Genomic DNA, 15,906 nt, shown 5'->3' on the forward strand with positions numbered 1-15,906 from the left:
GGCCCCGCGCGCATACTGCGGCTTGGTTCAGGTGGGGAAGATCGACTCGGCAGGCTCGAAGCGTGGGTCATGCTCCCGGGAAAGCTACCCCAGTGGCCCGAAGAACGCGGCCATCTGGCGGCAGAGTTCCTCTTCGGGCTCTTTTTTCACCTGCACGCCGTGCAGCGCGGTCAGGAAGATCTTCCCGTAGTTCTTGGTGAGCACGCGGGAGTCCAGGATGAGCACCGCACCGCGGTCCTCCTTGCTCCGGATCAGCCTGCCGAACCCCTGCTTGAACTTGATCACCGCCTGCGGCACGGTGTAGCTCATGAAGGGATCACCCCCCTTGGCGGCGATATGCTCGTTGCGCGCCTCGAGGATCGGCTCGGTTGGGACCCGGAAGGGGAGCCGGGTGATCACCACCAGCTCGAGCCCCTTCCCCTGCACGTCGACCCCCTCCCAGAAGGAGTCGGTGCCGAAGAGCACCGGGTTGGGTGCCGTGCGGAAGCGGGACAAGAGGAGGTGCCGGTTCGTTTCGCCCTGGCGCATGGCGGTGAGCCCCGCGGCCTTGAGCGGCTCGGCGAGGCGGTTCGCCACCCGCGTCAAAAGGTCGTACGAGGTGAAGAGCACGAAGGCGCGCCCCTGGGAGATCTTCAGCGCCTGCAACAGGTGGCTGCAGAGTCTCGCCTCGAACTGCGGCGAGGCCGGCTCGGGCATGTCGGAGGGGGCGCCGACGAAGGCCTGGTGGGCGTAGTCGAAGGGGGAGGGGAGCAACAGCTCGCTCACCCGCTCCTTGGGGAGCATGGCGATCCCGGTGCGGCGCTTCAAAAAGTCGAACTTCTCGCCGACAGCCAGGGTCGCCGAGGTGAGCACGATGGTCTTGAAGCGGTCCAGGATGACCTTCTTGATCGATTCGGCCACCTCGAGCGGCGAGGAGCAGAGCTTCACCAGCGGCCCTTTCCTAAGCTCGAACCAGTGGCAGTAATCCTCCTGCTGGCTGGTGAAGAAGTGCAGCGCCTCGACGGCGGTCTCGATGCGCCCCTTGGCGCCCCGCAGGTCGGTGAGCGGGCCGGCGAGCTTCTCCAGCACCTTGTCCGAGAGCTTTTCACACGACTTCAAAAAGGTCTGCATCAAGAGCGCGTAGTCCGAGAGCTCCTTGCACATGGTCTCGATCTCTGCGGCTACCTTCTTCCAAAGCGGCGAGCCGTGGACCTCCGGCGTTACCCGCAGTTTCTGCTCGATCCCCACGTGTTTCAGCCTTTCCACCAGCGCGTCGCCGATGGCGTCCATGCCGCGGGCCACCGCGTCGTTGATGGCCACCCGCTTCGGGATCAGTCTCCCCTCGAGGACCTCGGCGATCTCCAGGTAGAGGTCGTCCTGCGCCTCGGGGACCGCGGAGGAGAGCTGGGTGGAAAGCTGCGGCAGGATGCCGCGGTGCGCCTTGCGGGGGTGCTGCAGCTTGCCCAGAAGCTTCATGAGCCCCAGGCGGGAGACCTGGCTGGAGAGGAAGTTGGTGGCGACGTCCTCCAGGTGATGCCCCTCGTCAAAAACCAGACGCGTGAAGGGGGGGAGGATGGCGGTGGCGTCGTAGCCGGTCTCCTGGCGCACGGCCAAGTCGGCAAGCAACAGCGCGTGATTCACCACCAGGACGTCGGCGCCGGCGGCCTCGCGGCGGGCCTTGTAGAAGAAACAGCGGGTGTAGAAGGGGCACTTGACCCGGCCGCACTGGTCCGACTCGCAGGCGAGCTCCTCCCAGACCTCGTCCTTGGGGATGAAAGAGAGGTCGCTGCGGCAGCCGTCTTCGGTCTGCTTGCTCCAAAGGGCGATGGCGTCCAGTTCTTCGGCAGTCTCGTCCTTGAAGAGGGAGGCGTCGGCGGCGTTGGTCTGCAGCTTGCGCAGACAGAGGTAGTTGCCGCGCCCCTTGACCAGCACCGCGCGGAACTCGATATCCAGGTGCTCTTGCAGGAAGGGGATGTCCTTCTGGATCAGCTGTTCCTGGAGGTTGATGGTGTTGGTGGAGACGACTACGCGTTCCTTGTTGCGCACCGACCAGAGGACCGCCGGCAAAAGGTAGGCGAGCGATTTTCCGGTGCCGGTGCCGGCCTCGACGACGGCGACCTTCTCGTCGTTGAAGGCCTCGGCGAGGGTGAGCGCCATGCGGGTCTGTTCGGGGCGGTGCTCGTAGCCGGAAAGTGCCTGGGCCAGCACCCCGTCCGGGGCGTAGAAGCGCTCCACCTCGGGGAAGGCCAGGCGTTCCACCACCTTGCGCGCGAAGGCGGATACCGCCTGGTAGCAGCGTTCCGCCTTGTTGTCGATGATGTAGAAGCCGACCCCCTGGTTGCCCATGAGCGAGGCGATTTCGATGTCCGCTTGCGAGGGGGTCAAGTGACCGGAGGGGTGGTTGTGGATCACTACGTCGCCGAAAGAGGCGGCGATCATGATGGCGGCGACGGCGTCGCGGTTGCCGCGGGCCAGCGGTTCGACGTCCACCACCAAGAGGGCGTCGTCGGTGCGTCCCAGGAAGAAAACCTCGTTGCCGCCGGCATCGGCGATTGCTGCGCGGAGCTGCTGAATTGCGTGGTCAGAAAAAGAGTTAAGCATGACGCCCTCGAAGATACAGGCTTTGCCGGGGGGAGGCAATAGAAAAGGGGCTGGGGGACCCGCGCCTGATGGGACTGATCCGCCCCATCGGACTGATCGGACGGGGTGCCCCTATCGCCTTTGGCGCCGGACTGTGCTACTGTGCGCCCGGGGGATTACACGACAATGCAGCGCTACAACAGTTTTTCCGAAGAGCTGAAGCGGGTCTTCGGCTGCAAGGTGCAGCGGCTTTCGGTCGATGCCGGGTTCACCTGCCCGAACCGCGACGGCAGTGTGGGGACCGGCGGCTGCATTTTCTGCGGCGGCCGGGGCTCGGGGTCCTACGGCATCCTCGAGGAGGCCTCGGTGGCCGCCCAGATGGAACACTCCAAGGAGGTCATGGTCCGCAAGTACAAGGCCACGCGCTTTATCGCCTACTTCCAGTCCTTCTCAAACACCTACGCGCCGGTGGAAAAGCTGAGGCAGCTCTACGACGAGGCGCTTTCGGTGCCGGACGTGGTGGGGCTCATCGTCGGCACCCGCCCCGACTGCCTCCCGGAGGAGACGCTGGACCTCTTGCAGGAGTACGCCGAGCGCTCCTATTTCTGGCTCGAGCTCGGGCTGCAGTCGCACCTGGATCGGACCCTTGCCGCCATCGGGCGCGGCCACGACCTGGACTCCTTCAACCGGGCGCTCGAGGGGTGTCAAAAGCGCGGCATCCGGGTCTGTGCGCACGTCATTTTGGGGTTGCCCGGCGAGAGTCGGGAGGAGATGCTGGCGGGTGCGGAGTTTTTGAATACTGCCAAGGTGGACGGGGTGAAACTGCACCTGTTGCACGTGATGCGCGGCACCCGGTTGGCGGAAGAGTACCAGGCGGGGAGGGTGCCCATGCTGGACCGCGACGGTTACGTGGGGCTGGTCTGCGACTTCCTGGAGCGCCTCGACCCGAACATCGTGGTGCACCGGCTGACCGGCGACGGCAACCGGGCGGACCTGATAGCGCCCCAGTGGTCGCTTAAGAAGTTCGAGGTGCTTAACTGCATCGACCACGAACTGGAGCGGCGGGGGAGCAGGCAGGGCCAAAAACAGGTTCTAGGTTCTACGTTCTAGGTTCTACGTTAAACCGAAACGTGGTGCTTCAAACTCTTCGACCATGACGACCACTTGGCGCGCCGTTAACTTAGAACGTAGAACATAGAACGTAGCACCGCAGTTAAAACGGGTACCCCAGCCCGACGAACACCGCCGGACCTTCCTTGCCAATGCCCACGTCGATGCGGCCGATGATGTTCGGACTCACCACGGCCCTGAACCCGATCCCCGGGTTGAACTCGAAACTACTGGTATCGCCCTCGTCCAGGGACTTCATCACGCTCCCCAGGTCGATGAAGGGAGCGAGCTCCCAGTCGGCCCGCACCCCGAACACCTCCCAACGAAACAGCCTGATGCGCTCCTCAAGGTTGCACAACAAGTAGCTGTTGTCGATGAACCGGTTCCGGCCGTAGCCGCGCAGGGTGCTCTCGCCACCCAGGATACTGCGCTCCAGGAACGGGACGTCATTTCCCAGGGTCTGGTTGTAGCCGATCCTGCCTACCGTGATGAAGCGCGCGTCCAGCAGCGGGTAGTACCCTTTGAGCTCCGCCTCGTAGTGCCGGTAGTTCGCACTGCTGCCAAAGGCGGTCAGGCTCGACTCGATACTGGCCTTCGCCCTGATCCCGGTGGTCGGGATCACCTGGTTGTCCATGGTGCTGTACACCAGGGCGAGCTGCTGGGCGTGCGCCGCGAAACCGTCGGCTCCCGGGATGTTCGCAAAACGCGGTACGTCGCGCAGAAAGGGGAGTTTCTTCACGGCGCCGGTACCGATCTCGACATCTTTGTAACGCTCGCCAAAGACCAGCTGGGTGTTGGGGAGGATCGGATAACCGGCCGAGGCGGTGAAGCCGATCTCCTGGTCGGTGTAGTTGGACTCGTCCTTCGAAGCGCTGCGCGACTGGAAGCCGAAGAAGCGCGCCGAACCGTCCCGGAAACCGAAGACGAAGAGGTTCAATTCCAGCTTGCGGTCGAACAGGTCCTGGTCGCGCAGCTTGATCTCGTAGTCCTCGTTGATGCGCCCGGACTTGGCGAGGTTCACCTCGACGCTGCGCAACGGCGAAGGGTAAAAGGCCCCGTAGAGGGTTCCGGTCACCCCGAAATTCTCGTTGTAGTTGACCTGCGGCGCGAAAAGCGTCGTGACCTCGTCTTTCTGGTTATGCAATAAGAAGGCGGTGAGCCCGCCGTAGGTGATCCCCTCGTTGGGGCTGGAGGCGATCACCGGGAGCGGAATGGTCACGACTTTGACGGTCTCCTGATCCGTGCGGACCAAGGGAAGGTTCGCCGCAGGGATGAAGCTGGTGCAGCCGGCAAGACACGCCATCAGAAACAGTATGAGAAAGAAAATGCTGGTGCGCATGGTTCTCCATCCGATCTTAAAAATGGCAAAGATAACTACTCTCAGGCATTTTTACAACCACAAAAAGCGCCTCCGGTCCGCTCCGGCGCCGCGCCGGCTTGCCGGTCAAAAACTTGACTGGCATCAGACAAAAATGACGTGACCCCCGCCGGATTTCCGCCTGTTCCCCCGCGTCCCTGAAGTCGCTCCCTGCGCGGTTTCACTGGCAAAATCATCGCCTTTGAAAAACCTGCCGACCGCTGGCATACCGGTTGCACAACTCCCTGCGCAAGTTATCCCACGCGGAGAGAAGGAACGGTACCTATGGCCAGCAGCGCAGTGGAGACCCTCGAGGTCCCTACTCCCAGCAAGAACGCGGACATCTACATGGCGCTTGCCCTGATAGGGATTCTTGCGCTGATGATCGTCCCCTTGCCGGCCATCCTGCTGGACATCTTCCTCGCCGCCAACATCACCATCGCCCTGGTCATCCTGCTGGTCTGCCTCTACACGGTGCAGCCGCTCGATTTCTCGGTGTTCCCCTCGATCCTCCTGGTCACCACGCTGTTCCGCCTGGCGCTCAACATCGCCTCGACCCGCCTCATCCTTTTGCACGGCTCGGAAGGGGTGGAGGCCGCCGGCGGGGTCATCAAGGCCTTCGGCCAGTTCGTGGTGGGGGGCAACTACGTGGTGGGCGCGGTCATCTTCCTGATCCTGGTCATCATCAACTTCGTGGTCATCACCAAGGGGGCCGGCCGCGTCGCCGAGGTCGCCGCCCGCTTCACCCTGGACGCCATGCCGGGCAAGCAGATGGCCATCGACGCCGACCTCTCCAACGGGATCCTCACCGACAAGGAAGCCAAGGCCCGCCGCAAGAAGGTCTCCCGCGAGGCCGACTTCTACGGTTCCATGGACGGTGCCTCCAAGTTCGTACGCGGGGACGCGGTCGCCGGCATCATGATCGTTTTGGTGAACATCGTCGGCGGCTTCGTGATCGGCGTCTGGCAGAAGGGGATGCCGCTTGACCAGGCGCTCTCCAACTACACGCTTTTGACCATCGGGGAAGGGCTGGTAGCCCAGGTCCCGGCGCTCATCATCTCCACCGCGGCCGGCGTCATCGTGACCCGCTCCGCCGACGAGAACAACTTCGGACACGAGATCTCCGGTCAGCTCCTGAACTACCCCAAGGCGTTCCTGGTCACTTCCGGGGTGCTCTTCGCCTTCGCCATCATCCCCGGCTTCCCGCACTTCGCCTTCCTGCTCCTCTCGGGCACCTCGTACCTGGTGAGCAGAATGGCACGCGAGAAGGTGGAAGAGGTGGAGGATTCGGTGGCGCTTACCCAGGCAAGCGACGAGGACCAGGACAAGATCAGCACGATCCGGCCGCTGGACATGCTGGAGCTGGAAGTGGGCTACGGCCTGGTCCCCATGGTGGACGCAAGCCAGCAGGGGGAGCTTCTGGACCGGATCCGTTCGATCCGCAAGCAGTTCGCCGACCGGATGGGCTTCATCGTCCCGCCGATCCACATCCACGACAACCTGCAGCTCAAACCCTACGAGTACAACATCCTCATCAACGGCGCCAAGGTGGGGGGGGGCGAACTCTCCGGCCAGTACCTCGCCATGGACTCCGGCGGGGCCGCCGGCCAACTGGAGGGGATCAAGACCACCGAGCCGGTATTCGGGCTCCCTGCGGTCTGGATCAAGGGGAAGGACCGGGAGCAGGCGCAGGTTTCGGGGTACACCGTGGTGGACAACACCACCATCCTGGCCACCCACATCTCCGAGATCACCAAGAAGCACGGCCACGAGCTGGTGGGACGCCAGGAGCTGCAGCAGCTTCTCGACGGCGTCGCGGCGACGCTCCCCAAGGTGGTCGAGGAGCTGGTCCCCTCGCTGCTCTCCCTGGGTACCGTGCTGCGCGTCGTGAAGAACCTCCTGAAGGAAGGGGTCTCGATCCGCGACTTCCGCTCCATACTGGAGACCCTGGCCGATTACGGCGGGGTGACCAAGGACCCGGAGATGCTCACCGAGTTCGTGCGCCAAAGCCTCGGGCGCTACATCGTGGAACAGTACCAGCGCGAGGACGACACCCTCTGCGTCATCACCATGGACCGGGACGTCGAGGAGACCATCGTCGACGCGGTCCAGCTCTCCGAGCAGGGGAGCTTCCTGGCCATCGAACCCAACACGGCGCAGGCGATCCTGGCCAGCATCCGGCGCCAGGCCGAGCGCTTCGACGGCGCGGGCGCGCTGCCGGTCCTGATGGCCTCGCCGACCATCCGTCGACACGTGAAGAAACTCACCGAACGGTATATGCCGAACCTGGCGGTGATCTCCCACAACGAGATCCCCCCCAACATAAAAATCCAATCCTTAGGCGTGGTGGTGCTCAATGCTAGTTAAAACGTTTCAAGCGGGCGAGATGGTGGAAGCCCTCAAAATGGTGAAGGCCGAGATGGGCCTCGACGCTATGATCCTCTCCTCCAAGAAGGAGCGCAAGAAGGGGATCCTCGGTTTCTTCTCCAAGCCGTACTTCGAGGTGACCGCCGCCCTGGAACCCAGACCGGTCCAGCGTCCCAACCCCTACCGCGAGACGCCGGAACCGGCGGCACCGCCGGCACGCGAACTCTCCACCAAGGAGGAGTTCCAAAATTCCATGCTGCTCCCCCTGGCCCGCGAGGTGCGCGAGCTCAAGCAGCGCCTGGAGGCCCTCACCAAGAAGGAAGCCGCGCAGCAGGCCGGACTGCAGGGCGTGCAGCCGGCGGCCCAGCCGGCGGCAGTCGCCCCCCCCGCGGAGCTGCCGCGCACCTTCGGCAAGGAGGATCTCGAGGAGATCAAGAAGCTGCTGTTCAGCGCGGTGGCGGGCAAACAGGAGGCCAAGCCGGTCAGCTTCCCGACGGTCGGCGCAGCACAGAGCGCCCAGCCGCAGGCGGCGCCGGCCTTCGACGCCCAGGCCCTGCGCGAGCAGCTGGCCGGCCTGCAGATCCCGAGCTTCCGGGAGCCGGTACCCGCCACGCCCGAGCCGGAAGCCGCCGAGGAGCGGATCTTCAGGGCCGAGCCGGCAAGCGTCCTGGAAATCGAGGCGGCCGCCGCCCCGGAGGCCGCAGCGGCAGCCGGGAGCGCCCCCCTTGCTAAGCTGGCGCAGAGCCTGCGCGACGAGGAACTCTCGGCCGAGGTCGTGGAGATGCTGGTCGCCCCGCTGCGCGAGGCGGCCGCCGCAGGCGCCGAACTGGCGGACCTTAGGGCCCAGCTCGCCGAGAACCTGGCCGGCCAGATCAAGTGCTCGGGTGCCCTGCGCATGAAGAAGAACGGCCCGCGCATCATGGCCATCGTCGGCCCGACCGGGGTCGGCAAGACCACCACCATCGCGAAGCTCGCCGCCATGCACGCCCTGAACCGCGGCGCCTCGGTGGCCATGGTCACGGCCGACATCTTCCGGGTGGGTGCCATCGAGCAGCTGAAGACCTACGCGAAGATCATGGACCTGCCGCTCGAGGTCGCCGCCACCGACCAGGAGCTCGCCAACGTGCTGGCTGCCCACGCGGACAAGGACCTGATCCTCATCGACACCACCGGCAGAAGCCACAAGGATTCGGAGCGGCTCGCCGAACTGAGGTCCTACCTCACCTGCCACCCGGGGATCGAGATCTGCCTGTGCATGTCGGCCACCACCCGCAGCCGCGAACTGGACGAGATCGTGGCTACCTTCGGCGAGCTCCCCGTCTCGCGCGTCTTGTTCACCAAGCTGGACGAGAGCGAGAGCTACGGCAGCATCGTCAACGCGCACCTAAAGCACAAGCTCCCCGTCTCCTACCTGACCACCGGTCAGAAAGTACCCGAGGATATCGAAGTGGCAACCGGAAAGAAACTCGCCTCGCTGGTGGTCAAGGAGTCCGCTCGATGACCGCGGCACGCACTACAGATCAAGCGGACATGCTGCGCCAGCTGGCCGGCAGCGCCAAGAAACGCCGGTCCGGAGAGCCCAGGCCCGAGCGGCGCACGGGGAGCCGGGTCATCTCGGTCACCGGCGGCAAGGACGACGCCGGCAAGTCGACGGTGGCGATCAACCTGGCCGAGGCACTGGCCGACCGCGGAGAGCGGGTGCTGGTGGTCGATGCCGACCGGGGGCAGGGCGATCTCTGCATGCGGTTCGGGATCCTCCCCACCTGCTCGCTGAACCAGGTGCTCTCAAACGAGCACAGCCTCGAGGAGCTGGTGGTGGACCTGGGGGGCGGGGTGCAGCTTTTGCCGGCCGGGACCGTGGTGCAGCAGTACCAGTCGCTTTCGCCCAGCGAGCGGCTGGGGCTGTTCCAGGCGATGGAGCGGCTCGAGGAGCGCTTCGACTTCGTGCTGATCGACGCCGGCGCCGGCATTCCGGCCAACGTCACCGGGTTTGCCAGCGCCGCCCGCGAGGTGATGCTGGTGATGACCCCGGAGCCGATCTCGATCACCGATGCCTACACCATGGTGAAAACCCTGTCCGGGCGCTACGGCGCCCTGAAGTTCAGGTTTTTGGTCAACCGGTGCCGAGACGCCGAAGAGGGGGCAGCGCTCTTCAGAAAACTCTCGGCGATCACCGGGAAATTCCTGGAGGTCTCCCTGGAGTACGCAGGGTGCATCCTCCACGACGAACTACTCGTCGAATCCGGCAAGCGGCGCGGAACGCTCAGCCGCCTGTTCCCCGATGCCACGGTCACGCAGCACTTCCAGACCCTGGCTCAGCAACTGACGACAGAGGGACCTGCCGGCGCCGTTGCCGCGCCGCTGGACCCGCCGGCCGCACGACGCAAGGAGTGGAGAAATCATGAACTGTCTTCTTAAGGCGTATGAGCAGGAAGCGCACCGCGCCGTGCCGCTCACCAGGGACGAACTGGTGGTATCCCACCTGCCGCTGGTCAAGTTCATTGTGGACAGGATCGCCTCTTCGCTCCCCCCCCACCTGGACCGGGACGATCTGAGGAGCGCGGCGGTCATCGGGCTCATCTCGGCGGCGGAGCGCTTCGATCCCGCGCGCGGGGTGCAGTTCAAGACCTTCGCCGAGCAGCGCATCCGCGGCACCATCATGGACGAGCTGAGGGCCCAGGACTGGCTGACCAGGAGCCTCAGGGACAAGTTCAAGCGCCTGGAGCGCGAGTTCTCCCAGCTCGAGCAGCGCCTGGGGCGCAACCCCTCCTCCGACGAGGTGGCGCTCGCCATGGGGCTGGAGCTCAAGGACTACTTCCGGCTTCTGGAGGAGATCCACCTGCTCTCCTTCGTGAGCCTCGACGACGCCTGGCACGACGAGGATGGCGCCCCGTTCGGACTTCTGGACGTCCTGGAGGACCGCAGCACGGAGAGCCCGCAGAGCCAGCTGATCGCGCGCCAGACCGTGGAGCGCCTGGCCGAGGCGATCGACGCCCTCCCCGAGAAGGAGCGCATCGTGATCACCCTCTACTACTACGAGGAGCTGAACCTGAAGGAGATCGGCGCGGTGCTCGACCTCACCGAGAGCCGGATTTCGCAGCTGCACAGCCAGGCCATCATCAGGCTGCGCGGCAAGATGAAGCGCGTGGCCTAGGAGAACACCATGAATAGCGGCATGTATGCGGCCCTTTCGGGCAACCTGACGGCACAGAGGCGGCTCGAGGTGGTTTCCAACAACCTGGCCAATGCGAATACCTCCGGTTTCAAGGCGGACCAGATCCAGTTCGAAAGCCTGCTCGCCAACGCCCAGAACCCGGGCAGCCAGGACCCCGCGCTCTCCAGCGAGCGTTTTTCCACCGATTTCGCCCCCGGCGCGCTGCAGCGAAGCGACAACGTCTTCGATGTCGCCCTGGACGGCGAGGGGTTCTTCGTGGTGAACACCCCGGACGGGCTGGCCTACACCCGGCAGGGGAACTTCCACCGCGGGGCCGGCGGCAAGCTGGTTACCGCCGAAGGGTACGAGGTGCAGGGGCAGGGTGGGGCGATCACGGTTTCCGGCAAGCAGGTACTGATTGACGGCAAGGGGGTGGTGAACGTGGACGGCAATGCCGTGGCGACCCTCTCCACCGTCGATTTCCCGAAGCCCTACCAGATGACCAAGCTCGGCGCCGGCCTGTTCAAGCCGGCCGATCCCCAGGCGGTCCCGAGCGCGGCCAACGCGCAGGTGAAGCAGGGGTACCTGGAGGGGTCCAACGTGAAGGTGATGGTGGAGATGGCCCGCATGATCGAGGCGAACCGCTACTTCGAACTGTGCACCAAGGCGGTGAAGACCTACGACGACCTGGCCACCAAGGCCGTCACCGAGCTGGGCAAAATTTAACATCCGACCGGTCGGCAGGATTCGGACCGCTAACAAAGGAGAGGACCAACCATGATCAGGGCTTTATGGACCGCAGCATCCGGGATGCAGGCGCAGCAGATGAACATCGACGTGGTTGCCAACAACCTGGCCAACGTGAGCACCGCCGGCTTCAAGAAGAGCCGCGCCGACTTCCAGGATCTCATGTACCAGACCGTGAAGACCACCGGCGCGCCGGCGACCAACACCACCACCAACCCGACCGGGATCCAGGTGGGTCTCGGGGTGAAGCCCGCCTCGGTCACCAAGATCTTCTCCGCCGGCAACATCACCCAGACCGGCAACGAGCTGGACGTCGCCATCCAGGGCGATGGCTTCATCCAGGTGCAGCAGGCCGACGGCACCACCGCCTACACCCGGGCCGGCACCCTGAAGAAAGACGGCCAGGGGCGGGTGACCACCGCGGACGGCTCGCCGATCCTGCCGGAGATCACCATCCCCAGTAACGCGACCAAGATCAGCATCGGAAGCGACGGCACGGTCTCGGTACAGCAGGCCGGCCAGACCGCCGCCACCACGGTGGGCACCCTGCAGCTCGCCTCTTTCGCCAACCCCTCGGGCCTCAACGCCATCGGCAAGAACCTCTTCCTCCCCACCGACTCCTCGGGGGCGGCCACCACCGGGACCGCCGGCCAAAACGGCCTGGGAACCCTGGAGCAGGGGTACGTCGAGATGAGCAACGTGAGTATCATGGAGGAGATGGTGAACATGATCGTGGGGCAGCGCGCCTACGAGATCAACTCGAAGGCGGTGCAGGCCTCCGACGACATGCTGCAGCAGGCAGCAAGCCTCAAACGCTAACATGAGAGCCCTCCTGGCTGGCCTGATACTCCTCGCCCTGGCGCTCCCGGCGTACGCGGCACCCGCCGCGCCGGCCCCGGCGGCCGCCCCGGCAGTCGCTGCGGGGAGCGTGGTGACCGAAGAGGAGCTGCGCCAGGTGATCCGCGAGTTCCTGGTCAAGAAGACCGAGCACCTAAGCGCGCAGGTCGTGGTGAAGAAGATCGGGGTCAGCGGGGATCTGAAACTCCCCGCCGGCAAGGCGAGCTTCGAGGTGGTGGCCCCCAACCGCTGGGAAGGGTACGGCAGCACCTCGCTCGCGCTTATCGTGCGGGTGGACGACCAGGTGAAGAAGAACCTCACCGTGCAGGTCGAGGTCGAGGCGCTGGCCGAGATGGTGGTGGCGACCCGGACCCTGGAGCGCGGCGAGGTGGTGAGTGCCGCCGACGTGGCCCTGGACCGCCGCGACCTGGCCCACGTGCAGGGGCGTTTCAGCCGCACCCCGGACGAGGTCGTGGGGCTCAGGGTGAAGAGCGCGATCCGCGCCAACGCGCCCCTGCGGGGGGACTACCTGGAGCGGGTCCCGGTCGTGAAGAGCGGCCAGCTGGTCACCATCGTGGCCGAGAACGACGTGGTCAGGATCACCGCCACCGGCCGCGCCAAGCTTTCCGGCGCCGTGGGGGACACCATCTCGGTGCAGAACCTGTCCTCGCAGAAGGAGATCGCCGCGCGGGTGGTAGACGCGACGACGGTAAAGGTGGATTTCTGATGTACCGTACCGCACGTTTTCCCCAGATTCTCGCCGCAGCCGCGCTCCTGGCGCCGCTGTGGCTTTCCGGCTGTTCGCACCAAAGTACCGAGGTGAGGACCCCGGCCTTCGACGAGCAGATCCCCCGGCCCCAGATGAACTACGCCTCGGGGAGCCTCTGGCAGGCCTCCTCCACGGGGCTTGCCGAGGACCTGAAGGCGCGCCGCAGGGGCGACATCGTCACGGTGGTGATCTCCGAGAACGCCTCGGCGAGCAAGCAGGCGAGCACCGCGACCTCCCGGGCCAGTTCGCTGAGCGCCGGGATGCCGAACCTGCTGGGGCTCGAGAAGACCCCGATCAAGAGCTGGTTTGACCTCGCGAACCTCTTGAACGCGAGCTTCTCCACGAAGTTCGACGGCTCCGGCTCCACGAGCCGCGCCGAGACCCTGACGGCGACCATCTCCACCAAGGTGATGGAGGTGCTCCCCAACGGGAACCTGATGATCGAGGGGCGCCGCAACGTCAAGGTGAACAACGAGGACCAGATCATCGTCTTGACCGGCACGGTACGAAGCCGCGACGTGAACGCCGACAACACGGTGAACTCGGCGCTCATCGCCGACGCCCGCATCAACTACACCGGCAAGGGCGTGATCAGCGACCGGCAGAAGCCGGGGTGGCTGATGAACATCATCGACAGCGTCTGGCCGTTCTAGCTAACGGGCAAGGACGAGCGGACCGATCTGTCCGATCAAAGAGCACAAGGTCACCATGAAAACTCTGCGTACCGCATACCTCATAGCCCTGTTCCTGCTCGCGCTCCCCCAGCTCAGCCTGGCGGCCCGCATCAAGGACATCGCCGCCTTCGACGGCGTCAGGGAGAACCAGCTGATCGGCTACGGCCTGGTGGTCGGCCTGAACGGCTCCGGCGACACCGACCAGACCAAGTTCCCGGTGCAGTCCCTGGTGGGCGCCCTGGAACGGATGGGGGTCACCATCGGCCGCACCGAGCTGACGGTCAAGAACATCGCCGCCGTCATGGTGACCGCCCAGCTCCCCCCCTTCGCCAAGCAGGGTAACCGGCTCGACGTTCTGGTCTCCTCGCTGGGCGACGCCAAGAGCCTCGCGGGCGGCACGCTCCTCATGGCACCCTTGAAGGGCGCCGACAACCAGGTGTACGCGGTCGCCCAGGGTGCCATCCTCACCAACTCGTTTTCCTACGGCGGCCAGGCGACCAGCGCGGTGAAGAACCACCCCACCGCAGGCACGGTACCGGGGGGGGCGCTCGTCGAGCGGGAACTCCCCAACGTGCTCGCCGACAAGAGCGTCCTGAAGCTCAACCTGCACCAGTCCGACTTCACCACCGCCGCCCGGGTGGCGCGCACCATCAACGAGCGCTTCCAGGGCGGCGTCGCGGCGCTCACCGACCCCGGCAGCGTGCAGATCATGGTCCCCGACCCCTACCGCGGCCGGGTGGTCGAGTTCGTGGCCGACCTGGAACGGCTCGAGGTGAACCCGGATGTCACCGCACGGGTGGTGATGAACGAGCGGACCGGCACCATCGTCATGGGCGAGAACGTGCGCATCTCCACGGTAGCGGTCTCGCACGGCAACCTCACCGTGGTCGTCAAGGAGACCCCCCGGGTCTCCCAGCCCGGGCCGTTTTCCAACGGCACCACCACCACGGTCCCCCGGACCGAGGTCAAGGTCGCCGAGGAGCGCGTGAACCTCTCCCTGATCCGGGAGGGGGCCAACTTAAGCGACGTGGTCCGGGGGCTCAACACGCTCGGCGTCACCCCGAGGGACCTCCTTGGGATCATGCAGGCCATCAAGGCCGCGGGCGCGCTGAACGCCGATCTGAGCGTGATGTAAGGGAGAACCAGGAGATGGAGATCAACAGTTTGTCGGGCGCGGGCATTGCCGGAGCGCCCCAACAGAACCAGGCGCTCAAGTCCGCCGGCCGGGCCGCCGATAAGGATCCGGCGGCGGTCAGGAAGGTGACCCAGGAGTTCGAGGCGATGTTCCTGGGGATGATGCTCAAATCGATGCGGGACACCGTCGGCAAGGACAAGATGACCGGCGGCGGGCGCGGCGAGGAGACCTTCCAGTCGCTGTTGGACCAGGAGTACGCGGCGACGGCCGCCAAAAGCGGCGGCGTCGGCCTGGCCAGGAGCCTGGAGCAGGAGCTTACCCGCGGCAACCAAGCCGGGAAGGTGATCAAACATGAGAATTGAGGGATCGGGCCCCCCCTATCTGGTCGACATCGGGCGCACCGCACCGGCCGGTTCGGTCGCATCCACTACCCCGGTGCAGGGAGCGGCCCAGACGCCGGCCGCCGCCAAGCCGGCGAGCCAGGAGCGGGTGGTCTTCTCCGCGAAGCTCAGGGAGATCGCCAGCCTGAAGCAGCAGCTCGCGGCACTCCCCGAGGTTCGCCCGGAGAAGGTGGCTCTCGCCAAGCAGCAGCTGCAGTCCGGACTGCCGGACGGGCGCTCGGTGGCCCAGAGCCTTATGGAAGCGCACGGGGTAGGGTAAGCCCCCGGTAGACCCCCAACGTAACAGGAGAATCTCAGATGCCGGATACCCAAGAAAAACTGATCGCCCTTTTGACCCAAAAACAGCAGCTGCTGGAGCGGGTGATCCCCTACCTGGAGGAGGAACGCGGCTGCATCCTGGAGTCGAACCTGGAGCGGCTTGCCGAGGTGACGGAGAAAACGAGCGCGCTTTTGAACGAGCTCCAGGAGCTCACCCGCCGCTGCCGGGGCCAGGTCGCCCAACTCGCCGGCGAACTCGGGATGCCCGAGGCGAAGAGCCTCTCGCCGCTCGTCGCCCGGCTCGCCGAGCCGCAGCGGGAGGCGCTGCACGGCCTGCAGGCGGCGCTTATGCAGATGGGAGAGCGTTTCGACCAGCTGCTGCGCGGCAACGGTGACCTCTTGAGCGGCGCGCTGGGCACCGTGAACCGGTCCCTCGAGTTCTTCGGCCGCCTCTTGAACCGCAACGCCACCTACGGCGGGGCCGGCCGGATCATCGACGGCGCCGCCCGATCCAGAATCGTATGCAGGGAGATATGAC

Annotated in this window: 15 protein-coding genes; 13 read left to right on the top strand and 2 right to left on the bottom strand. The window is 65.4% G+C overall.

All coding sequences use genetic code 11. The features are described from left to right. Positions 1-84: 84 nt before the first annotated feature. On the bottom strand, positions 85-2,580 hold the full coding sequence (locus tag GMST_RS06725; protein ID WP_183353870.1) for a helicase C-terminal domain-containing protein: 2,496 nt from the start codon (positions 2,578-2,580) through the stop codon (positions 85-87). A 165-nt stretch (positions 2,581-2,745) separates the two neighbouring features. Here GMST_RS06725 and mnmL point away from each other — a divergent pair, with 165 nt between their 5' ends. Continuing rightward, positions 2,746-3,669: a tRNA modification radical SAM protein MnmL/YtqA gene (gene mnmL / locus GMST_RS06730; RefSeq protein WP_183353871.1), complete on the top strand. Its 924-nt coding sequence runs from the start codon at positions 2,746-2,748 to the stop codon at positions 3,667-3,669. Positions 3,670-3,772: 103 nt separating this feature from the next. On the opposite strand, the gene GMST_RS06735 is transcribed toward mnmL, so the two are convergent. Then, positions 3,773-5,008, bottom strand: a complete 1,236-nt coding sequence (locus GMST_RS06735; RefSeq protein ID WP_183353872.1) for a BamA/TamA family outer membrane protein — start codon at positions 5,006-5,008, stop codon at positions 3,773-3,775. Between the two features lie 303 nt (positions 5,009-5,311). Here GMST_RS06735 and flhA point away from each other — a divergent pair, with 303 nt between their 5' ends. From flhA to GMST_RS06795, 12 genes are read left to right on the top strand one after another with little or no spacing between them, the layout of a single operon-like run. Next, positions 5,312-7,393 carry a flagellar biosynthesis protein FlhA gene (gene flhA, locus GMST_RS06740; protein ID WP_183353873.1) on the top strand — a complete coding sequence of 694 codons (2,082 nt, stop codon included), beginning with the start codon at positions 5,312-5,314 and terminating at the stop codon, positions 7,391-7,393. After that, on the top strand, positions 7,383-8,894 hold the full coding sequence (locus tag GMST_RS06745) for a flagellar biosynthesis protein FlhF (RefSeq protein WP_183353874.1): 1,512 nt from the start codon (positions 7,383-7,385) through the stop codon (positions 8,892-8,894). Before flhA ends, GMST_RS06745 begins: the two co-directional genes overlap by 11 nt. Then, a complete protein-coding gene (locus GMST_RS06750; protein WP_183353875.1) occupies positions 8,891-9,811 on the top strand; it encodes an AAA family ATPase in 921 nt (306 codons plus the stop codon). The genes GMST_RS06745 and GMST_RS06750 overlap by 4 nt, the downstream gene beginning before the upstream one ends. Next, entirely contained in the window at positions 9,795-10,547 is a 753-nt protein-coding gene (locus tag GMST_RS06755) for a FliA/WhiG family RNA polymerase sigma factor (protein WP_183353876.1), read from the top strand. Before GMST_RS06750 ends, GMST_RS06755 begins: the two co-directional genes overlap by 17 nt. Before the next feature lie 9 nt (positions 10,548-10,556). Next, on the top strand, positions 10,557-11,273 hold the full coding sequence (gene flgF, locus GMST_RS06760) for a flagellar basal-body rod protein FlgF (protein ID WP_183353877.1): 717 nt from the start codon (positions 10,557-10,559) through the stop codon (positions 11,271-11,273). A gap of 51 nt (positions 11,274-11,324) precedes the next feature. Next, positions 11,325-12,113 carry a flagellar basal-body rod protein FlgG gene (gene flgG, locus GMST_RS06765; protein WP_183353878.1) on the top strand — a complete coding sequence of 263 codons (789 nt, stop codon included), beginning with the start codon at positions 11,325-11,327 and terminating at the stop codon, positions 12,111-12,113. Between the two features lies 1 nt (position 12,114). After that, entirely contained in the window at positions 12,115-12,858 is a 744-nt protein-coding gene (gene flgA, locus GMST_RS06770) for a flagellar basal body P-ring formation chaperone FlgA (protein ID WP_183353879.1), read from the top strand. Between the two features lie 26 nt (positions 12,859-12,884). Next, the gene (locus GMST_RS06775; RefSeq protein WP_443093441.1) at positions 12,885-13,553 is read left to right on the top strand and encodes a flagellar basal body L-ring protein FlgH; all 669 of its coding nucleotides are present in this window, start codon (positions 12,885-12,887) and stop codon (positions 13,551-13,553) included. A 55-nt stretch (positions 13,554-13,608) separates the two neighbouring features. Further along, entirely contained in the window at positions 13,609-14,709 is a 1,101-nt protein-coding gene (locus GMST_RS06780; protein WP_183353881.1) for a flagellar basal body P-ring protein FlgI, read from the top strand. Between the two features lie 14 nt (positions 14,710-14,723). After that, positions 14,724-15,071, top strand: coding sequence for a rod-binding protein (locus GMST_RS06785; RefSeq protein ID WP_183353882.1), 348 nt, complete (start codon positions 14,724-14,726; stop codon positions 15,069-15,071). Beyond that, positions 15,061-15,369: a flagellar biosynthesis anti-sigma factor FlgM gene (locus tag GMST_RS06790; RefSeq protein ID WP_183353883.1), complete on the top strand. Its 309-nt coding sequence runs from the start codon at positions 15,061-15,063 to the stop codon at positions 15,367-15,369. The genes GMST_RS06785 and GMST_RS06790 overlap by 11 nt, the downstream gene beginning before the upstream one ends. 38 nt (positions 15,370-15,407) lie before the next feature. Further along, entirely contained in the window at positions 15,408-15,905 is a 498-nt protein-coding gene (locus GMST_RS06795) for a flagellar protein FlgN (protein WP_183353884.1), read from the top strand. The last annotated feature ends 1 nt before the right edge of the window (position 15,906 follow it).

It is taken from the genome of Geomonas silvestris, assembly GCF_014193515.1.
In the GTDB taxonomy this organism is placed as follows: Bacteria; Desulfobacterota; Desulfuromonadia; order Geobacterales; family Geobacteraceae; genus Geomonas; species Geomonas silvestris.

Bases quoted from the DNA above. Each gene is read 5' to 3' on its own strand.
- GMST_RS06790 (WP_183353883.1), top strand. From the start codon at position 15,061: ATGAGAATTGAGGGATCGGGCCCCCCCTATCTGGTCGACATCGGGCGC.
- GMST_RS06795 (WP_183353884.1), top strand. From the start codon at position 15,408: ATGCCGGATACCCAAGAAAAACTGATCGCCCTTTTGACCCAAAAACAG.
- GMST_RS06780 (WP_183353881.1), top strand. From the start codon at position 13,609: ATGAAAACTCTGCGTACCGCATACCTCATAGCCCTGTTCCTGCTCGCG.
- GMST_RS06735 (WP_183353872.1), bottom strand. From the start codon at position 5,008: ATGCGCACCAGCATTTTCTTTCTCATACTGTTTCTGATGGCGTGTCTT.
- mnmL (WP_183353871.1), top strand. From the start codon at position 2,746: ATGCAGCGCTACAACAGTTTTTCCGAAGAGCTGAAGCGGGTCTTCGGC.
- flgF (WP_183353877.1), top strand. From the start codon at position 10,557: ATGAATAGCGGCATGTATGCGGCCCTTTCGGGCAACCTGACGGCACAG.
- GMST_RS06750 (WP_183353875.1), top strand. From the start codon at position 8,891: ATGACCGCGGCACGCACTACAGATCAAGCGGACATGCTGCGCCAGCTG.
- GMST_RS06755 (WP_183353876.1), top strand. From the start codon at position 9,795: ATGAACTGTCTTCTTAAGGCGTATGAGCAGGAAGCGCACCGCGCCGTG.
- GMST_RS06725 (WP_183353870.1), bottom strand. From the start codon at position 2,580: ATGCTTAACTCTTTTTCTGACCACGCAATTCAGCAGCTCCGCGCAGCA.
- flgA (WP_183353879.1), top strand. From the start codon at position 12,115: ATGAGAGCCCTCCTGGCTGGCCTGATACTCCTCGCCCTGGCGCTCCCG.
- GMST_RS06745 (WP_183353874.1), top strand. From the start codon at position 7,383: ATGCTAGTTAAAACGTTTCAAGCGGGCGAGATGGTGGAAGCCCTCAAA.
- GMST_RS06785 (WP_183353882.1), top strand. From the start codon at position 14,724: ATGGAGATCAACAGTTTGTCGGGCGCGGGCATTGCCGGAGCGCCCCAA.
- flhA (WP_183353873.1), top strand. From the start codon at position 5,312: ATGGCCAGCAGCGCAGTGGAGACCCTCGAGGTCCCTACTCCCAGCAAG.
- flgG (WP_183353878.1), top strand. From the start codon at position 11,325: ATGATCAGGGCTTTATGGACCGCAGCATCCGGGATGCAGGCGCAGCAG.